Origin of the sequence: Pedobacter endophyticus (assembly GCF_015679185.1) — a bacterium.
GTDB lineage: Bacteria > Bacteroidota > Bacteroidia > Sphingobacteriales > Sphingobacteriaceae > Pedobacter > Pedobacter endophyticus.
The window spans coordinates 653,497-677,091 of sequence record NZ_CP064939.1; the positions used below are offsets into that span (position 1 = coordinate 653,497).

General features: G+C 42.7%; 15 protein-coding genes. 4 read left to right on the top strand and 11 right to left on the bottom strand.

From position 1 onward, the window contains the following. Positions 1-31: 31 nt before the first annotated feature. From IZT61_RS02695 to IZT61_RS02740, 10 genes are all read right to left on the bottom strand, one after another. The gene (locus tag IZT61_RS02695; RefSeq protein ID WP_196099664.1) at positions 32-475 is read right to left on the bottom strand and encodes a MaoC/PaaZ C-terminal domain-containing protein; all 444 of its coding nucleotides are present in this window, start codon (positions 473-475) and stop codon (positions 32-34) included. A 128-nt stretch (positions 476-603) separates the two neighbouring features. Continuing rightward, entirely contained in the window at positions 604-1,686 is a 1,083-nt protein-coding gene (locus tag IZT61_RS02700) for a Gfo/Idh/MocA family protein (RefSeq protein WP_196099665.1), read from the bottom strand. Next, positions 1,683-2,921, bottom strand: a complete 1,239-nt coding sequence (locus IZT61_RS02705; RefSeq protein ID WP_196099666.1) for an extracellular solute-binding protein — start codon at positions 2,919-2,921, stop codon at positions 1,683-1,685. Before IZT61_RS02705 ends, IZT61_RS02700 begins: the two co-directional genes overlap by 4 nt. Further along, the gene (locus IZT61_RS02710) at positions 2,914-4,077 is read right to left on the bottom strand and encodes a CaiB/BaiF CoA transferase family protein (protein WP_196099667.1); all 1,164 of its coding nucleotides are present in this window, start codon (positions 4,075-4,077) and stop codon (positions 2,914-2,916) included. The genes IZT61_RS02705 and IZT61_RS02710 overlap by 8 nt, the downstream gene beginning before the upstream one ends. Before the next feature lie 360 nt (positions 4,078-4,437). Continuing rightward, positions 4,438-5,592 (bottom strand): CaiB/BaiF CoA transferase family protein, encoded by a 1,155-nt coding sequence (locus IZT61_RS02715; RefSeq protein WP_196099668.1) that lies wholly within the window; start codon positions 5,590-5,592, stop codon positions 4,438-4,440. Next, a complete protein-coding gene (locus IZT61_RS02720) occupies positions 5,589-6,749 on the bottom strand; it encodes an ABC transporter substrate-binding protein (protein WP_196099669.1) in 1,161 nt (386 codons plus the stop codon). The genes IZT61_RS02715 and IZT61_RS02720 overlap by 4 nt, the downstream gene beginning before the upstream one ends. A gap of 802 nt (positions 6,750-7,551) precedes the next feature. Further along, positions 7,552-11,277: a glycoside hydrolase family 2 TIM barrel-domain containing protein gene (locus IZT61_RS02725; RefSeq protein WP_230383826.1), complete on the bottom strand. Its 3,726-nt coding sequence runs from the start codon at positions 11,275-11,277 to the stop codon at positions 7,552-7,554. Next, positions 11,274-13,808, bottom strand: coding sequence for a beta-galactosidase GalB (gene galB / locus IZT61_RS02730; protein ID WP_230383827.1), 2,535 nt, complete (start codon positions 13,806-13,808; stop codon positions 11,274-11,276). Before galB ends, IZT61_RS02725 begins: the two co-directional genes overlap by 4 nt. Positions 13,809-13,813: 5 nt before the next feature. Next, the gene (locus tag IZT61_RS02735) at positions 13,814-14,914 is read right to left on the bottom strand and encodes a glycoside hydrolase family protein (RefSeq protein ID WP_196099670.1); all 1,101 of its coding nucleotides are present in this window, start codon (positions 14,912-14,914) and stop codon (positions 13,814-13,816) included. A gap of 143 nt (positions 14,915-15,057) precedes the next feature. After that, a complete protein-coding gene (locus IZT61_RS02740; RefSeq protein ID WP_196099671.1) occupies positions 15,058-17,817 on the bottom strand; it encodes a family 78 glycoside hydrolase catalytic domain in 2,760 nt (919 codons plus the stop codon). Between the two features lie 275 nt (positions 17,818-18,092). Here IZT61_RS02740 and IZT61_RS02745 point away from each other — a divergent pair, with 275 nt between their 5' ends. The 4 genes from IZT61_RS02745 (at position 18,093) to IZT61_RS02760 (ending at position 20,908) form a co-directional block, all read left to right on the top strand. Continuing rightward, complete coding sequence (locus IZT61_RS02745) at positions 18,093-18,866, top strand: IclR family transcriptional regulator (protein ID WP_196099672.1); 774 nt, start codon at positions 18,093-18,095, stop codon at positions 18,864-18,866. Between the two features lie 579 nt (positions 18,867-19,445). Further along, positions 19,446-19,790 carry a type II toxin-antitoxin system RelE/ParE family toxin gene (locus IZT61_RS02750; RefSeq protein ID WP_196099673.1) on the top strand — a complete coding sequence of 115 codons (345 nt, stop codon included), beginning with the start codon at positions 19,446-19,448 and terminating at the stop codon, positions 19,788-19,790. Beyond that, the gene (locus IZT61_RS02755; protein WP_196099674.1) at positions 19,790-20,101 is read left to right on the top strand and encodes a helix-turn-helix domain-containing protein; all 312 of its coding nucleotides are present in this window, start codon (positions 19,790-19,792) and stop codon (positions 20,099-20,101) included. Before IZT61_RS02750 ends, IZT61_RS02755 begins: the two co-directional genes overlap by 1 nt. A gap of 192 nt (positions 20,102-20,293) precedes the next feature. Beyond that, the gene (locus IZT61_RS02760; RefSeq protein WP_230383828.1) at positions 20,294-20,908 is read left to right on the top strand and encodes a tetratricopeptide repeat protein; all 615 of its coding nucleotides are present in this window, start codon (positions 20,294-20,296) and stop codon (positions 20,906-20,908) included. A 431-nt stretch (positions 20,909-21,339) separates the two neighbouring features. On the opposite strand, the gene IZT61_RS02765 is transcribed toward IZT61_RS02760, so the two are convergent. After that, entirely contained in the window at positions 21,340-23,505 is a 2,166-nt protein-coding gene (locus IZT61_RS02765; protein ID WP_196099676.1) for an alpha-L-rhamnosidase-related protein, read from the bottom strand. Between the last annotated feature and the right edge of the window lie 90 nt (positions 23,506-23,595).

Sequence of the window (23,595 nt, forward strand, 5' to 3'; positions counted from 1 at the left end):
TTCATTAGTTCATTGGTTACTGCAAACCGAACTATTGAGCTTTCTTAACTACCAGCAGATGGTCGCACACTAAAACGACTTCTCCATGTTGGTTAATAATCTCTACGTGTTCCGTCACCGTTCCATATTCGGGTCTTTTGCTCTCTCCTTTTTCGGCAATCGTTACCTCTGAATGGATCGTATCGCCAATGAAAACTGGTTTTACAAAGCGTAATTTATCGTAGCCTTTGCTCATGGCCTCGGGATTGATCTCTGACGCAGTTAAGCCGATGCCAATGCTAAAAATCATCGTTCCATGTGCAATCCGCTGCTTAAAGGGCTGTGTGGCGCACCATTCTGCATCCATGTGATGCGGAAAAAAATCGCCGGTATGCCCTGCATGAACCACGAAATCCGTTTCCGTTATCGTCCGCCCCAAGGTAACCCGTTTATCCTCTAATTTATAATCTTCAAAAAATATTGATTTGAAATACATCTTGATTTTTTTTTTAATTTAAAAATCCGTCATTGCGAGTTTTCGATTCTTCATCGAAACGAAGCAATCTCTCTTGTTATACAGATTGCTTCGGCTCGCTCATTCCCTGCCTCGCAATGGCGAAGTGGTTAAAAAACCTTTATTCCTCCATTATCACTCGATTGATAAGCACTTTCTACAACCGCCATCGTTTGGATTACATCTTCAACACTGGTATGCAAAACGTCTGTCGAACCCTCGTTATAGCGCATTAGGTTTGCCATTGTGCCGATAAACGCTTCGGGAAACCAAGAACCTTCGAGTTTAACGGTTTGCCATCCGATAGTTATCGGATCAGGTACTTCGCCTTCCTTCGAAATACAATACTCAAAAACGTCGGGCACGCCGTGCGGATAATCCATCAACAGACCCATTTTTGCTACAATTGCGCCTTTAGTTCCTTCCCACTTGATGAAGCTTTCCTGATGTTTGGAGCCGAAATCATGGTCGTGGTTGGCATTAATCACGGCATGCAGGGTATCGCCATAATCCAATAAAATGGTCGAGCGGGATGAAGATAAATTCTTAGCAGGATGTTTTAAGGTTTTTGCCAAAACACGTTTCGGATTGCCCAAAAATGAACGAATTAAATCGACGTAATGAATGCTGTGGTATTGAATCTCCAGCCGAGGGTGAATAATTACATGTGGAAAAATCTCCCAAGGTGTTTTAATCGTTACGCGTACTTCCATATCGTACAACTCGCCAATTAACCCCTGAACAACCAAATACCTTGCAGCGCTTACAAATGGCGCAAAACGCAGTTGAAAGTTGATTGCAGCCTTTAAATTCTTTTTTCTACATAAATCAAGAATCTCGTTTGCCTGCGCAAAATCATCGCCCATGGGCTTCTGAATCAATACTGCGCTTCCGTCGGGCAACTGTTTCAAGGTTTCGATGTATTGCTCAGGCATGATCGTTAAATCGTAAACGGCGTTTTCTGGCGCCAAATTCACGGCCTCGGCAACCGAGTTATATACATTCGGAATACCAAAGGTATCGGCCAGTTTCTGCGCCCGTTCCTTGGTTCGGTTTACAATTCCATGCACTTCAAAACCAGCAATCCGATATGCTGGCAGATGGGCGTCGGCCACAATTCCGCCTGCGCCAATAATGATAATCGGCTGCTTCGTTTTCGGTAATTCGGGCTTATATTTTATGTCAATACTCATTTGTCAATTTCATTAATCCTATACTGCGCCTCTTTAATCAAATCTTCAGTTGGTGTGTCGGTATTCATTGCCTGCAAAACCATTTGGTCGATTATTGCGGCTATTTCGGCCCAGTTTTTTTTCTGGGGCAACATATTGGCTACTTCATGTAAGGCTTCCAATTTATGGTAATACGGAATGATTTCGTTAATCTCCTGATCTTTCCAAGTTGAGATTCTGCAACCAATTCCTCCCGCTAGCGTCAGTTGTTTATCTTGCTCCTCAGCCAATGCAAAGCGAAGAAAATCGTAAGCAATAGCTTTGTTTTTGCTTCCTTTTCCGATGGTATAAAGCCAGTAAACGTTTAGCGACGCTGATTTTTTCCCCTCAGCGGCTGGCAGGAGTTCAACATCGACCTTACCTTTTACTTTCGAATTTGAATCTACTTCGCACATAGCCGCAAAGCCAAACCAATTGATCATCATAGCTGCTTCGCCCTGCATAAAAGCATTTCCGGCGGCAACGGACTCAAATTTGGGCGACTGTGGATGTACCGCGGTTTTATCGTTCACAATTTTACGGTAAAAATCTAAGCCATCGATTGCTGCCCGTGTATCAATTTTGATAAATCCATTTTGATCAACTAAGGCTCCGCCCCTCGTCCACAATTGCAGGCAAAAGTCGAAAACGGTGTTATGCCCATCGGGATAACAGGCGAAAATACTTCCGTACAGATTATCCGCTGGGCGATTGAAGAACTGCGCTACCTGATGAAAATCTTCCCAGGTCTTCGGCACTGCTAAAGCCTTGCCAAATTGGGTTAAATAGTTTGCCTTTTCGGTCTCATCTTCAAACAAATCCTTCCGGTAGATGAAACATTCGGGGCCATCGTGAAAGGGCAATCCCACTACTTCCCAGCCGAAGCGCTGCAAGCCTAAAAGCGACTTACTCCATCCTCTTGGGAAACCTTCGGGAATATTTTTATTGAGATAAGGATTTAAAACCTCGAAATCGTGATTGGCGTAGCCCTCTAAAACCCAATCGGTGCTGATGTGGGCAATGTCAAAGTCGCCGTTTGCCAATCCTTTTTGTGCAATTGTACGAGCATGAAGTTCGTGCAAATCCATCACCACAAGCTCCAACTTTAGTTTACAGCCCGAAATTTGGCAATATTGATCCCAAAAATACTGCATAGCAGCTTCAAAGGGCGCAAATTTGCGAACGGCTATTTTAAAGGTTTCTATTTGGTTATGCATTTGCAGTGCTATTCTGTGTTATAAATTCGTTGATAATTTTTTCATTATCCTGTCCTAATTTTGGCGAACCTTTTGATGAAGTTAACAATTCTCCATCAATACGAATCGGGCATCTGGTGGTTTGGTAGGTATAACCATCAACCATTTTTACTTCTTGCACCATGTTCAGCACTTTAAAACCATCATGAGCCATTAACGCATTCCAGTTCAATACATCGGCACACCAAATATCGGCAGGTTCTAATACCGAGAGCCATTTTTCGGTAGTTGCCAATAGCAGGTGTTCGGCTAAGATAGCTTTAATTTCATCCCGTTTATCAAATGCCTCACTCACTTCAACGTAATCTTCCAATTGCTCGCATCCCAACAAGTTTCCAAGCTGGGGAATTGAGCCCATTGCCAAGGCTAAATATCCGTTTTCTGTTTGATATATCCCATACGGAGCGCCCAAATATGCGTTTGCATTGTTCTTTTTTGATCGCTCGGGCAAGCTCCCACCATCGTTCATAAAGGTGGTAATGGTTTCAAACTGAAAATCGTAGGCCGATTCCATCATACTTACCTGCACAAAACCGCCCTCGTTTTTAATCGCCCTGCGGTATAAACAGGCTAAAAGTCCTTGCGCCAAATGTGCGCCAGCCAGCATATCAACGATAGATAGCCCCATTGCAACAGGGCCGCTGTCGGCATTCCCGGTTAAGGAAGTTAAGCCGGTAACCGACTGCAAAAGCAGATCCTGACCGGGTTTGTTTTTCCATGCTGTTTTTGTGCCGTAGCCCGAAATTTCGCCATAAACAATTGTTGGATTTAAGGCGGTAACTGAAGGATAATCGAAACCTAAGCGTTGCATTACGCCGGGTCGGAAATTGTGAATCATCACATCGGCCTTTTTCAGCAGTTCGCGAACCATTTCGCAATCTTCCTCGTTCTTCAAATCGACTTCGAAACTTTCCTTATTTCTATTGATGGCATGAAAAACCGACGATTCGCCATTCATAATCAGGTTTGAAGTATAGAGCGTACGGCAAATATCGCCCACGCCCAAACGCTCAATCTTGATTACCCGGGCGCCCATATCGGCCAAGCGTAAACTTGCCGATGGCCCCGAAAGAAACTGGCTGAAATCGATAACTAAATAATCTTCAAGCGGTCTCATAATTTTTGTTTATTTAAAAAAATCGTCATTTTGCATGAAGCGGTCGTCATCTCGACCGTAGCGGAGAGAACTTTTAAATAAAGTTCAAAGGTTTCTCCGTTTCGTTGCACTCCAGTCGAAAAGACGACCGATTTTTTATTTCATTCTATTAATTTGATTCCATTTCCCCCGTTGACTAAAGTCAACGGCAATGAAATGCAAATTGCCAATCCATTCATTAGCCCCTGCTGTCATGCTGAGCGCAGCGAAGAATCCCTAGACTCAGCACCACAGCCCCTGCGACGGCTACTACATTATTAAAGGAAGTATTTCATCGCTTGCAGATTCTTCACTGCGTTCAGAATGACAAACCGTTTATTTTTAAGTCTCTAACTCAAACTCCTTATTAATATCTGCCGTGTTTCCGCCTAATTTTGGTGCGGACTTGGCGGCAAATAATTTCTTATTATCCAAGCGAATAGGACTAACCGTCGTCTTAATTTTTAAACCGCTGGTTAAATCTAAATGTTGCTCTATTTCAAGGTCTTTGTACGTACTCAAAACAGTCGCCGTTTGGTAATTCAACACTTCGGCACACCAAATTCCGTGCTCTTCTAACAGCGTAACCCAATAATTTGTAGGCTCTTGCTTAAATCGTTCTGCCAAACGCACAATTAATTTATCCCGATTTTCAAACGCCGAACCTGCCTCCACATACAAATCGGCGATATCGCATTTAATGATCGCACAAATATTCGGGAGGTTGCCCATCGCCATCGCAATATAACCGTCGTTCGTTTCGTACATGCCGTAGGGTGCGCTCAAATAAGCGTGTGCACTACCTTTTGCGCCGCTCCTATCGGGTAATTTCCCGCCATCGTTTAGGTAGGTGGTGAGTACTTCAAATTGAACATCTAAAATCGATTCGAGCAAGCTCACTTCAACCAGAACGCTCTGATTTGTTTTTGCCCTTTTGATTAGCGCCGCCATAATACCTTGCGCCAAATGGTTTCCGCACATAATATCCGAAACCGAAAGCCCGAAAGGCACTGGTCCATCGATATCAACGCCCGATAAAAAGGTTAAGCCTGACACGGCCTGTACCAACAAATCCTGTCCCGGTTTATTTTTCCATGGGCCTTCGTTTCCATAGCCTGTTACCACGCCGTAGATTATCCTAGGATTGATCTGTTGTACCGTTTGATAATCCAAACCTATTATTTCCATCACCCCGGGGCGGAAATTATGCGTCATTACATCGGCCTTAGCAATCAATTTCTTAAGCCTTTCTAAATCTGCTGGATTTTTTAAATCGGCGGCATAACTTTCCTTATTGCGGTTAATGGTATGAAAAAGCAAGCTGTCTTCATCAACAAAAAGATTTTTGATGGATAGTTGACGGCAAGCATCTCCCGTTTTTGGCCGCTCGATTTTAATGACACGGGCGCCTAAATCGGCCAGTTTTAAACCTGCGGATGGGCCTGCCAGAAACTGGCAAAACTCTAAAACCAAAAGTCCCTCTAATGGCCTGTTCATGATTGCACTAAACTTTTAGATTTTTTATAAATTTCGTTCAAGGTGGATAAAACCTGAAGTTCATCGCCTCCGTTCATTAAATAATCACGAACGACATCGCCTGCATGATCTTGAAAATACATGGAACCATGGTAGCGTGGACGAAGAAATGCTCTTTGCAAAGCGGGCAACGTATTGAGGAAATAGTTTTGGCTTTGGCGATTTACTTCTTCATTTTTCCACGCGGCTAAATGGCCGGGCTGGCCACCACTTTCGAAAAATAGGGTTGATTGGCAGCATGGTGAGCCTACAAATTCAACATATTTGGCTGCAACATCAAGCTCCTCACATTTCGATGAAATAGCCAAGCCCGTCCCCCCCAAGGTGCTTCTTAAATTGGTTTTTCCATCTAGTGAGATCATATCGTGAAAATGCAACGCCTTGCGTGCATAGCCATTTCGCGAGTAGTTTGAATACCCATAAGCGAAAGGGCAGTAAGCAATTTCATCCGTTAGCGTCATGGCCTCGTAAACCTGAATGGGATTTCTGTCGAAATTTGCTTTGTCCATTTTGGATGCCAGTTCGCGGTACATTTTTAACGCTCGAATGCCGGTTTCTTTGGAGATAACTTCTCTGTCGCCTTGACAGGGATCTTCGCCCAAAGAGCAGCAAAGTGTGTAGAAATTCATCAAAACATCTATCGGGATGCCTGCAAATGCGACAAGCCCTTGCTCGGCCAAGGCCAATAAATCTTCAAATGATTTCGGCAATTCCAATCCTTTTTCTGCAAGTAAATCTGGCCGTGATGCCGCTACCGGGGTCGCCGCATCAATGGGCAACGCCCATAAATGTCCGTCGTAGAGATAACTTTCGTACGATTGGCCCACGGAATTGCGCCCCTGATCTGCCAAATAGGCATCGGACAGGTAAAAATCTAAGGGCACAATTGATTTGGTTTTGGCGGCAAAACCTGCCCAAGGATGATCGATGACCAATAAATCGAACCGTTCTGCTAATTCCTGAATGGAAAAATCGGCAAATTGCTGTAAACTTCGCTTTTCCCAAGTGATTTGAACATTTGGGTATAATTCAGAAAACCGCTGCGCCGTTGCCACCATCGGCAAAAGCCCACGACTGTGGTTCCACGTTATTCCTTTTAAATTAATTATCTTTTCCACTTTAATATTTTGTTTAAATCTATTATCCGTTGACTGAAGTCAACGGCAATTGAATTCACTAATCCATTCCTTGCATGTCATTCTGAGCATTCGCGAAGAATCTCTAACCCAAGCACCGCAAGCCCAGCGCCAGCTACTGCATCTTTAAGGCCTGTGTTCCATCGCTTGTGGATTCTTCACTGCGTTCAGAATGACAAACCCTTCACCGTTGACTGAAGTCAACGGCAATGAAATACTTTGTCATTCCATTCATTGCATGTCATTCTGAGCATTCGCGAAGAATCTCCAATCCAAGCACCGCAAGGCCAACGCCAGCTTCTGCATCCTTAGAGCCTGTGTTCCATCGTTATCCGTTGACTGAAGTCAACGGCAATTGAATTCACTAATCCATCCTTGCATGTCATTCTGAGCATTCGCGAAGAATCCCCAGCCCAAGCACCGCAGGCCCATCGCCAGCTTCTGCATCCTTGGAGCCTGTGTTCCATCGTTATCCGTTGACTGAAGTCAACGGCAATGAAATACTTTGTCATTCCATTCCTTGCATGTCATTCTGAGCATTCGCGAAGAATCTCTAACCCAAGCACCGCAGGCCCAGCGCCAGCTTCTGCATCCTTAGAGCCTGTGTTCCATCGCCCAGAATGACAAACCCTTCACCGTTGACTGAAGTCAACGGCAATTGAATTCACTAATCCATCTTTGCATGTCATTCTGAGCATTCGCGAAGAATCTCCAATCCAAGCACCGCAAGCCCAGCGCCAGCTTCTGCCTCCTTAGGGCCTGTGTTCCATCGCTTGCAGATTCTTTAGAATGACAAGCGCCTAACTTTACCACTAACATCCTCCTTTTTACCCTCAAAAGGCATCAGATAAAACCCATAATTATAATCCTTCGCCGGAATTTGATACTGCGGCAATGGCGCTGCAACATCGCTCCAACTGTCATTTCCACCAACACCCATTTGTATCAAATCTACATTTACCGTTAAGTAGCCTGCCTCTTTTAACTTATTGGTGTGCTTGGCCGTTTGCACATTTTCATCCGTATAAGGGCTTGCGCTCATGCTCAACAAACTGTCGGCTACGAAAACCAGGCCTTGCTTTTTCGTTGGGTTTGAAAAGTACATCCAACGCACATCGGTACGGTTTCCATTTTCTTGCGGAACGGCATAATGTTCCATAAAATCGTTTATCGGTTGACTGTAAATGGCGGCGTCAAAGCCATAATTTTTATCAATATAGTTTTCCATCGGGCCCTTCCCGTACCAAGCTATCTGATCGTAATCGCGAAGAATACCCAGCTGCATGCCCACTTTTGGGATGTTTGGCAAGCCCGGCTTCACCTGTAAAGCATAATCAACCTTAATTACGCCCGTTGATGTAATTTGGTAGCTTACTTTAACCTTTGCGCCATCGTTAATTAAACTGTACTCGCTCGTAATCGTCAATCCCGAACCGTTTTTATCATCAAATCTCCCTGTTTCGCTCGATACAAACTTCAAATCATTGGCGTACCATTGTTTTAGTTTTTTATTCGATTTCCAGCCGCGTTTGTCGTTATCTGTTAACGGACGGGTAAAATGCGGTAGCAAGGGCGCAAATAATTGTTCCTGCCCTTTCCATTTGTACGAAACCAAGGCACCATTGTTTTTGCTGATTCCGATCTCAAAATTTTGACCAGCATAAATATTCAAATCAGCTTTAGTGGTATATTTCGGCGGGCTGATTTTATCTTTCATTTGTGGTACAGCCAAACCTGTTAACGCAAACTGATTTGATGCCACTTCAAAACCTTTCTTTGCCCAAAGTTCATCTTGCTTTAAGGTAAAATGGATATCAGCCAAATATTCAGAACCGGCTTCCATTTTTGGTAAATACTTCGAAATAGCTAATAAAGTATCCTTTCCCGCTGCTAAATTGATGGCAGGCAGCACTTTTTGACTTACAATGGCTCCATCTTTACGAATGAATAACGTAACGGTATAATTATTCAGATTTTTAACCGCATGGCGATTGGTAATCTTCACAAGTCCTTTTGATTGGTCGACCAATTCGGTTTCAGCACCTTGATAAACCCGCTTGCACTCGTACATAGCAGATTTTGGTTTTCCATCCGAATTTACAACGCCCTTTATGGTGAAATTATCAAAATATTTCTCGCCAAAATCGCCACCGTAGGCGTAAAACTTATTGCCTGCGCTATCGGTTTGCAAAATTCCCTGATCTTTAAACTCCCAAATTGCGCCGCCAATAATACGAGGCGTAGAACGGAACACATCCCAAAAATCTTTCATGTTTCCTACTGAATTCCCCATCGCGTGTGCATACTCCACAAAAAAAATCGGACGGTTATCGCCATTCTTCTGCTCGGCAAGCATTTTTGGTGTGTAAATGCTTGGGTACATTCGGCTTACGATATCAACATAAGGTTCGTCTTGCGGATTTTGTAAACGGTGCGAATGGTCGTTCGCTTTTAGGTAGGCCGGATTGCTCGGATCGATGTAGCCCTCTAAACGTGGGTTGCCCATCGCTGGCTCGTAATGAACGGGTCGGGTAATATCAAAATCGTGAATCCACGCCGCCATTGCCGCATGATTTGGCCCTCTGCCCGATTCGTTGCCCAAGCTCCAAATAATAATACTCGGATGATTTTTATCACGCATCACCATTCGGCTGCTGCGTTCCAAATAGGTCGAAGTCCAAGTTGGATCGTTGCTTAATTTGCCCCCTAAACCGTGGGTTTCGAGGTTGGCCTCATCGATTACTAAAATTCCATACTCATCACACAAATCGTATAAATAAGGATCCATTGGGTAGTGACTGGTGCGAATGCAGTTGAAGTTGAAGCGTTTAATGGTGCGCACATCTTCCAAAATATCTTCACGACTTAAGGCTTTTCCTTTAGTTGGATGGTGATCCGGGCGATTGACGCCGTATAAATAGGTTTCCTTTCCATTAATCAAAAGTTTGCCATTTGTTTTTGAAAATTCGATGCTTCTAAAACCTACTTTGCAACTTTTAACCTCGAGAATTTTGCCTAAACTATCTTCTAGTGAAATGGTTAGCGTATACAGATTTGGTACTTCATCACTCCATTTTGCAGGGTTTTTAATCTTAGTTTCGAGCAGGCCAAACTTCACATTATCCAATCGCGGCCAGATTTCGTTGATGATGCTCTCGGCGCTTCTTTCTAAGGGTTTATCTAAAACTGCTGCACCGTTTTTATCAAACAGCGCTGCTTTAACTTTATAGCCTTTAACTTCCTTACCCGTTAAGTTTTCAATTCTCGGGCGAATGCTTAATGTGGCGTCTTTATAATCTTTATCTAACTTGGTTTGAACGAAGAAATCGGCAATCCGCAATTTTGGTTCGGCCAAAAGCATTACTTCGCGATGGATGCCACTTAAACGCCAATGATCTTGATCTTCGAGGAAACTTCCATCCGTCCAACGCATCACCTGAACCGATAAAATGTTTTCTCCGGCTTGCAGATATGGCGTAATATTGAACTCTGATGATAGAAAACTATCTTCGGCATAGCCTAAAAACTTTCCATTTACCCAAATTTTATAGCCCGAACTAACACCGCCAAAGTGCAAGGTAATGTTCATATCCTTCCAGTTTGCAGGGATAGAAAATGTTCGCTGATAGCTGCCAACACCGTTATAATCCATCGGCGGGTTGGGTGGGTTTACGGGACGGAACGGGTAAACGGCGCTTTTATAAATGGGTTTATCGTAGCCTTTCATCTCCCAATTTGAGGGAACTTCTATCTTTTTCCAACCACTTACGCGAGATTTATAAAAATCTTTTGGTGCATCGGCAGGTTTAATGGCAAAGGAAAAATCCCAATTACCATTTAAGGAGATCATTCGGGTTGATTTATCGCGATTGCCGCTTTTGGCCTCTTCAATGGTCGTAAATGAATAAGCTGTTGCCCGAGAGGCATCACGGTTGATGCCGCTTACGAGTTGATCTTCCCAAGGCTCTTTATTGTAAATTTCAGGAACTTTTTGAACGGCCGTTGGGGTTTTATCAACAAGTTGGGCGGAGGCTTGTTTGGTAAATAGCAAACCGCAAAGGCACAAGCCGCACAAAGAAAGAATCGTCACTGCCCCAAAGGGACTACTGTTTGTCGCGAAGCCGGGTTTGTGCGAGCTGAAGCAATCCAACTCGTCTAATGAGATTGCTTCGTCGTACCTCCTCGCAATGACGGAATGAGCGGTCGTCATTGCCACTAAAGCAAAGTCACCAACCTTTGGAAGAGAAATTGTTGAACGTTGTGGGACAAACGACAAAGATTCCTCCACTGCGGTCGGAATGACGGAGGATGTTAACTCGGTCGTCATTACGAAGCCGGGCTTGAGCGAGCTGACTTGTGCCGATTTTTCATCGGTAAGCAAATCTGTTTTTCTGGAATGAGATTGCTTTCCCGAGAAATCGGGACAGGCTGTACCTCGCCATGACGAAAACCGGAACATCATTGAAAGGCACGGAACAATCTTTCTTACATTTAAAGCTCTTCTCATCATTTCGCTGTATTAATTGTGATTGATGATGAAGATAAGCCTGCTGAACTTGCCGTTAATTTAATTGTTCCCGCTTTTTCGGTTGCTTGAAGAATGGCCAAGCATAAACCGTGAAATGCCTTGCGGTAAGCTGCTTTGAAGGGCTCGAGACTAGCCTGAAATCCGTTATCAACGCCAGCAATAAATCCGGCACCTGCTACTTTAAAATCGACCATATTATCGGCGTTAGGCACGATATTTCCGTCTTTATCCAAAATCCGAACCGTGATGAAAGATAAATCGGTACCATCGGCTTTGATGTTTTTTCTGTCAGCAATCAATTCAATTTTTGCAGCTGCACCCGCCGTTTTCACTTCTCGAACGAGCACTTCTTTGCTGTTTTTTCTCGAAACTGCCTTTAATGTTCCCGGCTCGAAATCCACATTCCATTGTACGTGCAAGTCTTCGCCTTGTTTCGATTTTTTGCCTAACGATTTTCCGTTGAGGTACAATTCCACTTCATCGGCATTACTATAATAGGCCCAAACTTCAACGGCTTTTCCTTTTTCCCAGTTCCAATGTGGTAAAATGTGCAGTACAGGCTTAGTTGTCCACTCACTTTGATACATATAATAGGCATCTTTTGGGAAACCCGCTAAATCCACAATTCCGAAATACGAACTTCTGGCTGGCCAAGGATAAGGTAAGGGTTCGCCCAAATAATCGAAGCCCGTCCACACAAATAAGCCTGAAACATGATCGTATTTTTTGGCTTCTTTCCAAGTTTCTTCGTGTGTTGAACCCCAGTAAGCCGACACGTTATCGTAAGCCGAGGCAGACCATTCTTTATTGCCTTCGGCAAATTTGGTTTTTCCATCTTTAGGCCAGCGGCGAATGGTATCTGCAGTATCGTAAAAACCTCTGGTTGCTAATGCAGAAGTGGTTTCTGTTGCCAAAAACTTAACGCCCGGATAGTTTTTCGGAAAATCTTTATACAGTTTATGGTTGTAATTTAACCCGTAAATATCGAGCGCATTGGCTTGATAAATGAAGTTCTTTTTGGCATCGGTTTCGGTTAATGCCGAAAGTACAGGACGTGTTTGATCTAAATTTTTAACAATGCCAACGAGTTCCTTGGTAATCGCCACGCCTGTGCTGTCAAACTGCTCGCGGATTTCGTTGCCGATGCTCCAAAGGATAATTGATGGATGGTTGCGATCTCGAAGAATCATATCTTCCAAATCTCTTTTGTGCCACGCTTTGAAGTGTAAATGGTAATCGTTTTTGGTTTTCTTTTTCGCCCACATGTCGAAAGCCTCGTCCATAACAAGGAAGCCCATTTTATCGCATAAATCTAAAAATTCGGGCGCTGGCGGATTGTGCGCCGTACGGATGGCGTTTACACCCATGGCCTTCATCATTTCGAGCTGTCGTTCCATGGCCCTAACGTTGATGGCAGCACCCAATGCACCCAAATCATGGTGCAGGCAAACGCCTAAAATCTTCATCGGCTTGCCATTTAACGAAAATCCTTTTTCTGCGTCGAAATTGAATGCTCGAACGCCGAATTTGGTCTCATAACGATCAATTATCTGATTATTTTGAAGAATCTCAGTAACCAATTTGTATTGATAAGGATTTTGAACAGACCAGAGCACAGGGTTATTAATGCTCAAATCGCCGGTTACGGTTGTTCCCGAAGTATCGATTTTTAGTGCTTGTGCTTGGCCTTTGACCACTAACTTTCCATCGGCCGAATACACGCTGTTTACGATCGCGATAATTTGCGGCCTTAAAGTCTTGTTCTCAATTTGTGTACGCACATTAACCTTTCCGGTGTTTTCGGTTGTTACGAAAGTTCCCCATTTTGCGACCGCCACCTTCGCCGTTGAGGTTAACCAAACGTTCCGATAAATGCCCGAGCCTGAATACCAACGTGAATCGGGCTGAGCGGAGTTATCAACCTTTACCGCAATAATATTCTTCCCCGGTTTCAAAAAACGACCAATCTCGTAAAAAAATGAGGTGTAACCGTAAGGTCGCTTGCCGAGGCAGTTGCCGTTAACCCAAACTTCGCTGTTTTTGTAAACGCCATCAAATTCGATGGTAATTAATCGGTTTTGCAAATTGGCAGGCGCCGTAAATTCTTTTCTGTACCATCCAATTCCGGTTGGTAAACCACCGCCCTCGGGTTTTGCGGGGGTTTTCTCGTCAAATTTACCTTCAATGCTCCAATCGTGGGGCAAGGTGAGTTTGCGCCATTTTGAGTCGTTGAAATTGGTCGATTTTGCAGTGGGTTCATCGCCGAGGAAGAATTTCCAGTTTTTGTTGAAGTTGGTTCGGGTGCGGGGTCCTTCGGACTGAGTCGTCATTGCGAGGCCGGGATTGTGCGAGCCGAAGCAATCTATATTGTCGAATGAGGTTGCTTTCCCGAGAAATCGGGACAGGCTGTTCCTCGCAATGACGCCGCCCTTGGCCACAAAATGAAGCGACAAAAGCGCACTCAATTGCGCCATCAAAAAAATTAAGACCTTATATTTATTGAACACTTTCATTCCAATTATTTAACAAATTCCACTTTACTTTTACCCAAATCCTTTGATGTGGCTACGGCAATGCCACGTTGATCCTGCTTGTTTACTGCACAATAAAAGTGGTAAACCACGCCTTTATATTTCAGCACAAACGATTTATGGGCGTATAATTCATCGTACTTTTCTGATGATTCAATCAAATTATTGCCTGTCCAATCCGTCCAGTTCACCAAATCTTTTGAAACTGCAAAACGGTTAAACGAACCTTTTCTATCTTGCCAAAAAGCACCGAAATAAAACATGACATAGTTTTTGCCAATTTGCTGAATAACGGCGTCGCCGGTAATTCCCGCCGGATGATGCACAACAGGATTTTTATTAAAGCGCTGCCAATGAACCATATCATCAGAAACTGCCATACCGATTCGCTCGTACCACCGCGTTTTTTTATTGTTCGCTAGCGAATCGCCAACGGCGTTATAATACATCACAAAACGATGTCCGGTTAATCGCTTCTTATCTTCAATCACCGTACTTTTAAACAACTTATTTCGGTTTTCCCACCAACGCACATCAGCATCAACCGAGCTTAATACGGGTTTATCTAAGCGCTTCCATTCTTGAACAACAGACGGAGGTTCGGTCGCATAAGCCATGCCGATAGATAAGGGCTCCACTTCGTAACCTTTTTCCTTTCCGCCAAAATACGACATCCAATATTTGCCGTCGTAAGGATTAACGCCGTAACTTCCACCCCATTTGATATCCAACAAAGCGTTGTAACCTGCCTTTTGGTTATCATCCCAATGGCCTGCATCGCCAAACGACATTAGTTTTCCCTGTTTTTCCCAATGCAATAAATCCTTACTTTTCGCCAACCAGGTTTCGTAACCCCGGCCGCTAAAAATGAGGTAAGTCATGTACCAATCTTTACCTTTTCTAAATACGGTTGGGCAATCCATTTTATGTTCCCGATCATTTGGTACCATCATCAAGCCATATTTATAAGGCGTTTTTACATCCTCATATATCTTTTCCATCTCTTCGGCAGAAACGGAATTGGCATTTTGCGCATGTGATTTAAAAGCACAAACAAAAAGGAAAAGAGCGAGGATTAAACGAATCATATCACGCATCGGTTGTCCCCCAGAGCATTTCGGCAAGCTCAATGCAGGCTCTGTTGAAAGGGTGTTATAGCGGGCTTCGACTCCGCTCAGCCTGACAAACTGAATGAAAAAGCGGTGTTGACGCAATATTACCATTATCTCCCTCATTGGTACTTTAAATTAAATTTGTAGTGCCCTGAACCTATTGAAACTTTTGCTTTCCCATTTTCGATGCCTGAGTTTGCAAAAGCGACATTGTTTTCTTCGGAAATGATGCCATTCGGCAAAGCCGGAAAATAAACGACGGCTTTTGTGTTTGCGGGAATATTTACCTCCAACGTAAAGTTCGTACCTGTTTTCTTCCATTTGGTTGATATTTGGCCATATGGAGCATTATAACGCACATCGGCAGAAGTTAAATCGCCCAGCACTTCTGGTTCAATTTCAATTTGATTAAAAGCAATTCCGTTTTCTGCCTGACGGATGCCGCCAACGCCGCTATACAACCATTCCATTAAGTGCCCAAGCATAAAGTGATTGTTTGAAACGGTTGGCAATGCTGCCCAACTTTCGGTTAAGGCGGTTGCGCCTTTGGCAAGTTGCATGCCGTAACCGGGCACATCTGAGCGACTGTTCATATCGAAGATCACATCCGATTTTCCCGCATCTTCCAAAACCCGCAGCACATAGCGGTAGCCAATATCGCCTGCTGTTAAACTGTTTTTCCGATTGCGAATATCCTGAACCAAATTATCAATTACGGCACTTCGATCTTTTTCTTCTACCAAGTTCATGTAAACCGCCATTGCATTTGCGGCCTGCGAACCTGTTGCATATTGCTTGGTTTTGAGATCGAAAAACTTGTTATTGAACGATTTTTTAACCTCAATGGCTAATTTTGAATAGGCCAAGGCATCTGCCTTTTTGCCTAAAAGCGCCGCTATTTTGGTTATAATTTCTAAGTCGTAATAATAAATTGCTGTTCCGGTAACACCCATTGGCGTCAATTGAGAAACGCCCGGCGGTTTGGGGCCTAAGTCGTACCAATCGCCCAATCCTTGCGATAAAACGTAATTATCGGCCTTTGTTGCCAAATAATTAAGGTAGCGTTGCATCATCGGATAATAATCGACCATGGCCTGCTTATCGCCATACCATTGATACAAATACCAAGGCAACAAGATACCGCTGCTTCCCCACTCTGGCGAATCGCGAAACATATCTCCACCCCATTCAAATTTTACATATTCGGGCGCAATTTCTGGAATCAACCCGTTGGGCAATTGCGAATTTTTCATATCCGCCAGCGCTTTTTTAAACAATGGCGCTGCGTTGTAGTTGTAAACTACCGAGTTGCCCATTAAATGCAGCTGCTCTAGCCAACCCAGCTTTTCGCGGTGCGGACAATCGGTAAAAACACTTACCATGTTGCTTTTGATCGACCAATCGATCAAGTTGAAGGTTTTGTTGAACAGCTCGCTCGAAGAGGCAAATTGACCAACTTGTTCGGCAGCATTTCTGATGTGCAAGGCTTTTAAATCGTCGATTTTCGTCGTAGAAGAGGTATTTTCCCTGCCGCTCGGAACAGCGCCCCTAACTTGCAGATAACGGAATCCGGTATAAAAGAATTTTGGTCGCCAGATTTCCAAGCCATCGCCCTTTAGTATGTAGGTGAAATACGATGGGCCGCCAATATTTTTCTGTGTTACCGAACCATCTGTTTTTAGTAACTCGGCTGGTGTAATCCGAACGGTGTCGCCCTTTTTACCGCGTACCGTTAATTCGATAATGGCTGATGAATTCTGCCCCATATCGTAAACCCACTCGCCATTGCTTGTAACGCTGATGTTTTGAGCCGAAAAGGTTTCGAAAGTTTTAATTGGCTCTTCCTTTTGTGCATTCAATTTTGGGCCCTCAACCAATAAGGCCGACTTCCATTTTGAATCGTTAAAACCAGCGGAATTCCAACCTTTTTGCTCGAGGTTTGCATTATAATCTTCGCCGCCATAAATACTTGAAAAAGTAACTGGCGAAGGGGCAGTTTTCCAAGTTTGATCGCTGATGATGTTTGTTGAAGTTCCATCTGAATATTCGACTAAAACGCGACAGATCATCTTTGGATAACCGTTGGCAATCTTTAACTTTCTGTATCGTGCTTTAACTGGCGGAATATAGTAAAATCCGTTTCCAAGCATTACCCCTATCGCATTTTCGCCTTTTTTCAGCTGTTTGGTTACATCGTAAGTAACATATAAAGCCTCTTTATCATATTTGGTCCAGCCGGGCGCAAGGAAATCGTCGCCCACTTTTTCACCGTTCAAGCTCATCTCAAAATGACCGAGGCCAGAGATAAAAGCCGTAGCCTTTTTTACCGTTTTGGCAACCCCAAACTTTTTGCGAAACATGGGCAAGATGTTGCTGCCTTGGTATTGATCCTTTTTGCCATCAACAGGCAATACGTTTACGTTTGAATCGGCCAGCTTTTCGTAAGCAATCCATTTGGCTCCCTTCCAATCCTCAGTGCTTAGTAAGCCCATTTGCCAAAAATTGGAATCGCTCCATGCCGATTGACGACCGAAATTATCCCAAACCCGAACTTTCCAGTAATAGGTTTTGGTTGGTAAAAGCTCAGTTCCTTTATATTGTAGCTGAATAGATTGATTGGCATTTACTTTTTTGCTGTCCCAAACATCGCCAACGTTCTTGTTCAATTGACCTAAACTGCTCGAAACTAAAATTTGATAAGCCGTTTGCATCACATTGTGCCTCGCCGATTGCAACTTCCAACTCAAATTGGGTGAAGTAAGATCGATACCAATCGGGTTTTTCCGGTAGCCACAGGTCAAGTCGACAACCTTAATCTCTTGCGCAAAAAGCGAAAGGCTCATGAAGTAACACCACGAAAAGATTAGGATTTTGCTCATCGGTTTTTAACTGGCATTGTGTTAACTTTTTTACACACATGCGAAACTAAATTTGGGTTTATAAATGGTTAATGATTACTTTAATTGCTGTAAAAACCGATTTTAATACCGATTTAGTGCATTAAGCAGCATCAATTCAAATATAAATGTTTTTTTTAAATATGAAAACATATATTCGTTTTTATATTCGTACAAGATGTTGTAATCGCTAATTAAGAAAGCATTTTGTATGTTTGAAACTGTAAAAAATACGCTACAGCCAAATTTAAACCCGTATGAACGAAAAAGAATCAAAGTATCAGGCGCCCGCCTTGGATAAGGGACTTGATATATTGGAATATTTATCTGCGCAATCTATCCCATTATCGCAAACTGAGATTGCCATTGGTATCGAAAAAACGCCAAATGAAATCTATCGCATGCTGATGAGCTTAGAAAGTCGGGGTTATATTTTACGTGATGAGGTTTCGGGAAAATACAGGCTTTCGCTCAAACTTTTTTACCTTTCGCATAGGCACTCGCCGATGGACGAGCTGCGCAAGGCGGCCCAGTTTCCGTTAGAGGAATTGGCCAATACGGTGCGCCAATCGTGCCATTTGAGTATTTTGTACATGAACCAGGTGATGGTTATTATTCACGCCAAAAGCCCGGGGCCGATTGCGCTTTCTATTGAAGAAGGGAATTTATTTCCGCTGCCTTTAACGGCATCTGGCAAGGTTTTGTTGGCTTTTATGCCCGAGGGAGAACGTAAAACGACGTTGAAAAACAACAGCATTTATAAAAAATACAACAAGGCGCAACAAGAAAATTTTTTAAGTTCGTTAACCGAAATTCAACAAGCAGGTTCGTATTTTAAAAACAGTGATACGGTATCTGGCGTAACCGATATTTCGGTGCCGGTTGGCATTGAAAACAACAGCGGCATTATTGCGTGCTTAACCATTTCGATGTTAAATGCATTGAATGCGGATAAGGCTATTCAAAGCGAGGTGATTCTTGCTGAGGCCTACAAATGTGTGAAGAAGATAGAGCAAAGGATAGGGGTTTAAATCCCCCAAACCCCCAAAGGGGGCTTTTTACTTTTTATCGCACATTCTTTCCGTTGACTGAAGTCAACGGCAATGAAATGCGTTTCGACCGTCCCCCATGGGTGTCATTCTGAGCGTAGCGAAGAATCTGTCTCCTAAATGCTACTTACCCAACGCCTCCTGCTGTCTTATAAAAATAATTCCCGCCCGTTGACTGAAGTCAACGGCAATGAAATGCGTTTCGACCGTCCCCTCGTGGGTGTCATTCTGAGCGTAGCGAAGACCTGCGAAGCAAGCATGAAGACAATTGAAAAACAACAACAATTATGAATAATCCCCAGGCTATGGAATGCTAGCTTCAATGAAGCACAGGTTGCAAACTTGGCAGCTATGTTGTATGTATTAGGCTAAAAGCTAGGTCCCTCTCAAATCACTAAATCTAATTTAACGAACCCTTCCACCATGTATAAACGCTAACAACTCACTTTGATCTGTCTCTTTTTATGAGTTGCTTTCCCGGAGAAGTAACATTACACTACCAATAAAAGAGTTTCGTTTTAACGAAACTTTAGTTATCTTTATAACGTTAACGCCCAATAAATGACTAACCGTTTTGAAATTATATTTTTAGAAGAAGTTCATGCGTTTTTGAAAAGTTTGGAGATAAAGCATTATAAAAAGATACTTTACAACATTGGTAAGGTACAAATAGAAAATGACCCGGAGCTTTTCAAAAAATTATCTGATGACATCTGGGAATTTAGAACCATATATCAAGGGTCGCAGTATCGACTTCTTGTCTTTTGGGATAAAACTTCCACTACAAAAACATTGGTAGTTTCTACACACGGATTTATCAAAAAACGGAGCGATGTTCCCAAACAGGAAATTCAAAAAGCGGTTCAAAGTAGGGCAAAATATTTTGAGGAAAAATTAAAAAAGTAATGAAAACATACACATTTGACGAGATAAAAGACGAACTCATTGGGAAAGTAGGAACAGCAGAACGCGACCTTTTTGAGTATGAGCTCCAAATGGACTTAATTGGCACCGCAATAAAGCAGACAAGAAAGGAGCGTAATTTGACACAGGAAGAACTGGGCAAACTTGTAGGTGTTCAGAAAGCACAAATTTCACGGCTTGAAAACAATGCCGGCAATGTAACTCTGGATACATTGTTGAGAGTTTTTACAGCATTAAAAGCAAAAGTGAAATTTAAGGTTGAGCTTTCCGATATGCAATTCCAGGTAGGATAAAAAAGGCATATTACAAGGTCTTTTTAAAAAAGGGCTCAACGGCTTAAATTGGTATTTGAGCAAGGTTCGACAATTCGATCTAACTTTGTGCTATAATAATAAAGTCGAAATCAACAATTGAATAATCGTTTAATTAACCCACTCTCCACCATGTATAAACTCTTACAACTCACTTTCATTTGTTCCCTTTTTATGAGTTGCTCCTCAGCTCAAGAGTGTAACGAAGGCATCAACTTGCTTCCCATGTACGGGAATGCGCCTAAATGTGAAGAGCAGATCAAAGCGGACGAAAAGTTCTTTGCTTTTATTGATTCGAAATTCAAGGATAGAAAAACCGCAGCACTGTCGTCCGTTCAATCGGGTTGGAACTATTTCTACAAAAACGATCTCGAAACCTCAATGAAACGCTTCAATCAAGCCTGGCTTTTAGACAGTTTAAATGCAGATGTTTACTGGGGTTTTGGTAATTTATTAGGGAGAAAGAATCAATTTGAGGCTTCTATTCCCTACTTCGAAAAATCTTTAAAACTTTCACCCAATAACCCCAAAGTTCATGAATCTATGGCAACAAGTTATGGTCAATTATTTGTAGCCACAAAAAAAACCACCAACCTCAATAAGGCCATTGAAAGTTTGAAAAAAGCAAATAGCTTAGATAAAAACAATGCCAGAATATTGGCGCAACTCACCACCGCCTATTTTTATTTTAATCAAAAAGACAGTGCGAATAAATATTTAAATCTAACGGATAAGATCGATCCAAAGGCTATTAATCCTGAACTTAGAGCATTGCTCAAAAAGAAATAAATGAGGTTTAGAACTGTCTTTGCAACCTATAAGGATTTGAAAACCTTATAGGTTTATAGTTTATTTAGATTTACAAAAAATTAACGTATCTGATATTAATATTAAGGCGGTCTTATAAATATTGACTTGTCATCCTGAGTTTGTCGAAGGACTTATCTAAGACCTTTAAAGGGCGTTTCGACTACCTGTCCCCACTTTTCCTATCGTGTGGACACATCTCCAATGCTATTAAGTTAAGCTTGTCAATTGTCAGTCTGAGCGGAGTCGAAGACCCTTTCTATAGGATAAAACGAAAAATATCTATCCTTCGACTCCTTTGTTTTTTCAAAAACTAAACTCTGAGGATGATGACCCGTTTAGACTTCTCGGGAAGCTCAACGTGACGAATCCGTATCTTGAGTTTCCAGGCAGCCCAATAACGGAAACCGAACCTACCCTGAATATTTCACATTGTATTCTTTACCTTTCTCGATAACGATTTCATAAACACCCGTTGATACCACTTTTACAACGGCCCCTTTTAACGATGGTTTCGTTTTGCTTTTGAATCTGAGCTTTCCTGTTCCGACAGCGGATGAAACCTTGATTTCCTTTTTGCTGCAATACACTACAATATCGCCATTTGCGGTTGGCACTTTTCCTTCCATCCAATCCAAACCGCCTAACATGGGTTCAATGGTGTATGTTGCGTAACCGGGAGCTGTGGGTTGAACGCCCAAATAATATTTCCCCAACAAATAAATGGGACTTGCACCCCAAGCATGGCAAAGGCTTTTGCCAAACGGGCGACCGTACATGGCCAAATGTTCGGTTCCTTGTTTATCGGGATTGTATTCTTCCCAAAAGGAAGTTGCGCCAAGCTTTAACATGCCGCCCCAATAGTTTTTCATTTCTTTTAATACGTAAGCTTGTTCACCCATGGCGCATAAGGCTTCAAGTTCGTAGAAACGCATGTATGGCGTGGTAATCTTCGCTACTTGATCATTTAAGAGCACATTCTTTTTTACAGCCAGCTTTTGTTCAGGGCTGAAATAATCGAAGAAAATACCGAACATATTGGCATATCGGGTTACGTTGTCGGTTTGCTTGCCATCAATTCTACTGTGCACCAATGCGTTTTTGTTTTGGTTCCAGTAGAGTTCAAAAATCTTGGTTTTTAGCGCTTTTGCCTGCTTATCGTATTGGGTTGCACCACTCGCATCGTTTGCAAGTTTAGCGCATAAGGCCATTGTTTCTAAGCTTCGGGCGTACAATAACTGCTCAAAACTCACCTCGCCTTCCTTGCTTAATTTATCAGCCCAATCTATAAAGATCCAATCGCCGGGCATCCATTCCAACAAGCCGTTTTTGTTCTTACGACCGTCAATATATGTCATTAACGATTGCATTCTAGGGTAAATATCCTGCACAAATTTTTGGTCGCCAGTAAACTTATAATAATCGTAAATACCTAAAAACCAATAAAAAGAATAATCCATAATGGTGTTGATGTGGGCCGTTACAGGATCTTTGCCACGTTGAGCGAGCAATGTTCGTTTAACTGTTGGCGCATCGAAGAACGAGTAATAATTCATCAGATAACTTTGATAAGCATCGCCACTCCAAACCCAGCGGTCGCGTTTAATACCATCGATAAAAAACTCTCGTGTGTTCAGCTGAAAGGTATATTTTGCTACATCGTAAATCTTGTTCAACTCCGTATCGGATGATTTGAAACTACCCCGTTCGGTAACGGGCGCATACTCGTAAAGCATGGAAACGGAATCAGCCGAAACGCCGTTTTCCGGCTGAAAATTGACATACCTAAAAGCCTTGGATAAGGGCATAATGGAATCTTTTTTTACTGGAAGATTAATATCCAGATAATCCAAAGTTTCACATTTATCGGTTGATAAAGCTTCTTCTTTCGATTCGCCGTAGTAAATACTAAAACGTCCTTTACCCTTTAAACCGTGAACTTTGATGAAGCCGAAAGTTTCCTTTCCGAAATCGACAACGTGGCCCTTGTTAACTTGCTCTTTTTTTACGGCAAATTGGGCTACAACAGGCAACTTAAACTGCGATGGCAGCTGATTTGGATCGGTTAAATTCCACGAACCTGCTGATACGAAAGTAGTTCCCGATTTATCGGAGGTTTTTCCGCTGGCATCAATCCACTCCTTATCTTCAAAAGTGGTTAACCAGCTTTCATCAGAAACCACCGTTTTACCTTGAACAAAAATAGCGGGTACATGGGCTTGATTGTACACTTTTAAGCTCAACTTGTGCTTGCCGGCAGGGATTTTGATCGTTTTTGGAAAACCTGAAATCGCTTGCCCATCAATTTTGACATTATAAGTTCCTTCTACAAAAAGCTTCACTTCTTCCGGTTGGGCGAGGGTAAACTCTTTGTGGAAATCGACCAAAACGTAGTGGCTGTCCATTTTCCAAAATACCGGAAAAAAGGAACCACGTTCTGTTCTTCGGTTCTGCATTACATTGCTCATGTAAATGTCGAAGTCGCCCGGATACCAAATCCATGATGCTTCTTGGGCGAAAACCGGAGCCACCAAACAGCTTAGGATGGTAAGTAAAAGTAATGTTTTTAAATTTTTCATATGTCGGTAATTAGTTCATTTATAATTTGTTAGTTTGCCAGTATCATGTATACTTTTTCCTCTGCTATGTCAGGGTGACAACCGATGCGA

Excerpts from the sequence above, each read along its gene's own strand:
- IZT61_RS02705 (WP_196099666.1), bottom strand. The coding sequence starts at position 2,921 with ATGCATAACCAAATAGAAACCTTTAAAATAGCCGTTCGCAAATTTGCG.
- IZT61_RS02725 (WP_230383826.1), bottom strand. The coding sequence starts at position 11,277 with ATGATGAGAAGAGCTTTAAATGTAAGAAAGATTGTTCCGTGCCTTTCA.
- IZT61_RS02755 (WP_196099674.1), top strand. The coding sequence starts at position 19,790 with ATGAAAACATACACATTTGACGAGATAAAAGACGAACTCATTGGGAAA.
- IZT61_RS02740 (WP_196099671.1), bottom strand. The coding sequence starts at position 17,817 with ATGAGCAAAATCCTAATCTTTTCGTGGTGTTACTTCATGAGCCTTTCG.
- IZT61_RS02760 (WP_230383828.1), top strand. The coding sequence starts at position 20,294 with ATGAGTTGCTCCTCAGCTCAAGAGTGTAACGAAGGCATCAACTTGCTT.
- IZT61_RS02735 (WP_196099670.1), bottom strand. The coding sequence starts at position 14,914 with ATGATTCGTTTAATCCTCGCTCTTTTCCTTTTTGTTTGTGCTTTTAAA.
- IZT61_RS02750 (WP_196099673.1), top strand. The coding sequence starts at position 19,446 with ATGACTAACCGTTTTGAAATTATATTTTTAGAAGAAGTTCATGCGTTT.
- galB (WP_230383827.1), bottom strand. The coding sequence starts at position 13,808 with ATGAAAGTGTTCAATAAATATAAGGTCTTAATTTTTTTGATGGCGCAA.
- IZT61_RS02710 (WP_196099667.1), bottom strand. The coding sequence starts at position 4,077 with ATGAGACCGCTTGAAGATTATTTAGTTATCGATTTCAGCCAGTTTCTT.
- IZT61_RS02715 (WP_196099668.1), bottom strand. The coding sequence starts at position 5,592 with ATGAACAGGCCATTAGAGGGACTTTTGGTTTTAGAGTTTTGCCAGTTT.
- IZT61_RS02765 (WP_196099676.1), bottom strand. The coding sequence starts at position 23,505 with ATGAAAAATTTAAAAACATTACTTTTACTTACCATCCTAAGCTGTTTG.
- IZT61_RS02695 (WP_196099664.1), bottom strand. The coding sequence starts at position 475 with ATGTATTTCAAATCAATATTTTTTGAAGATTATAAATTAGAGGATAAA.
- IZT61_RS02700 (WP_196099665.1), bottom strand. The coding sequence starts at position 1,686 with ATGAGTATTGACATAAAATATAAGCCCGAATTACCGAAAACGAAGCAG.
- IZT61_RS02745 (WP_196099672.1), top strand. The coding sequence starts at position 18,093 with ATGAACGAAAAAGAATCAAAGTATCAGGCGCCCGCCTTGGATAAGGGA.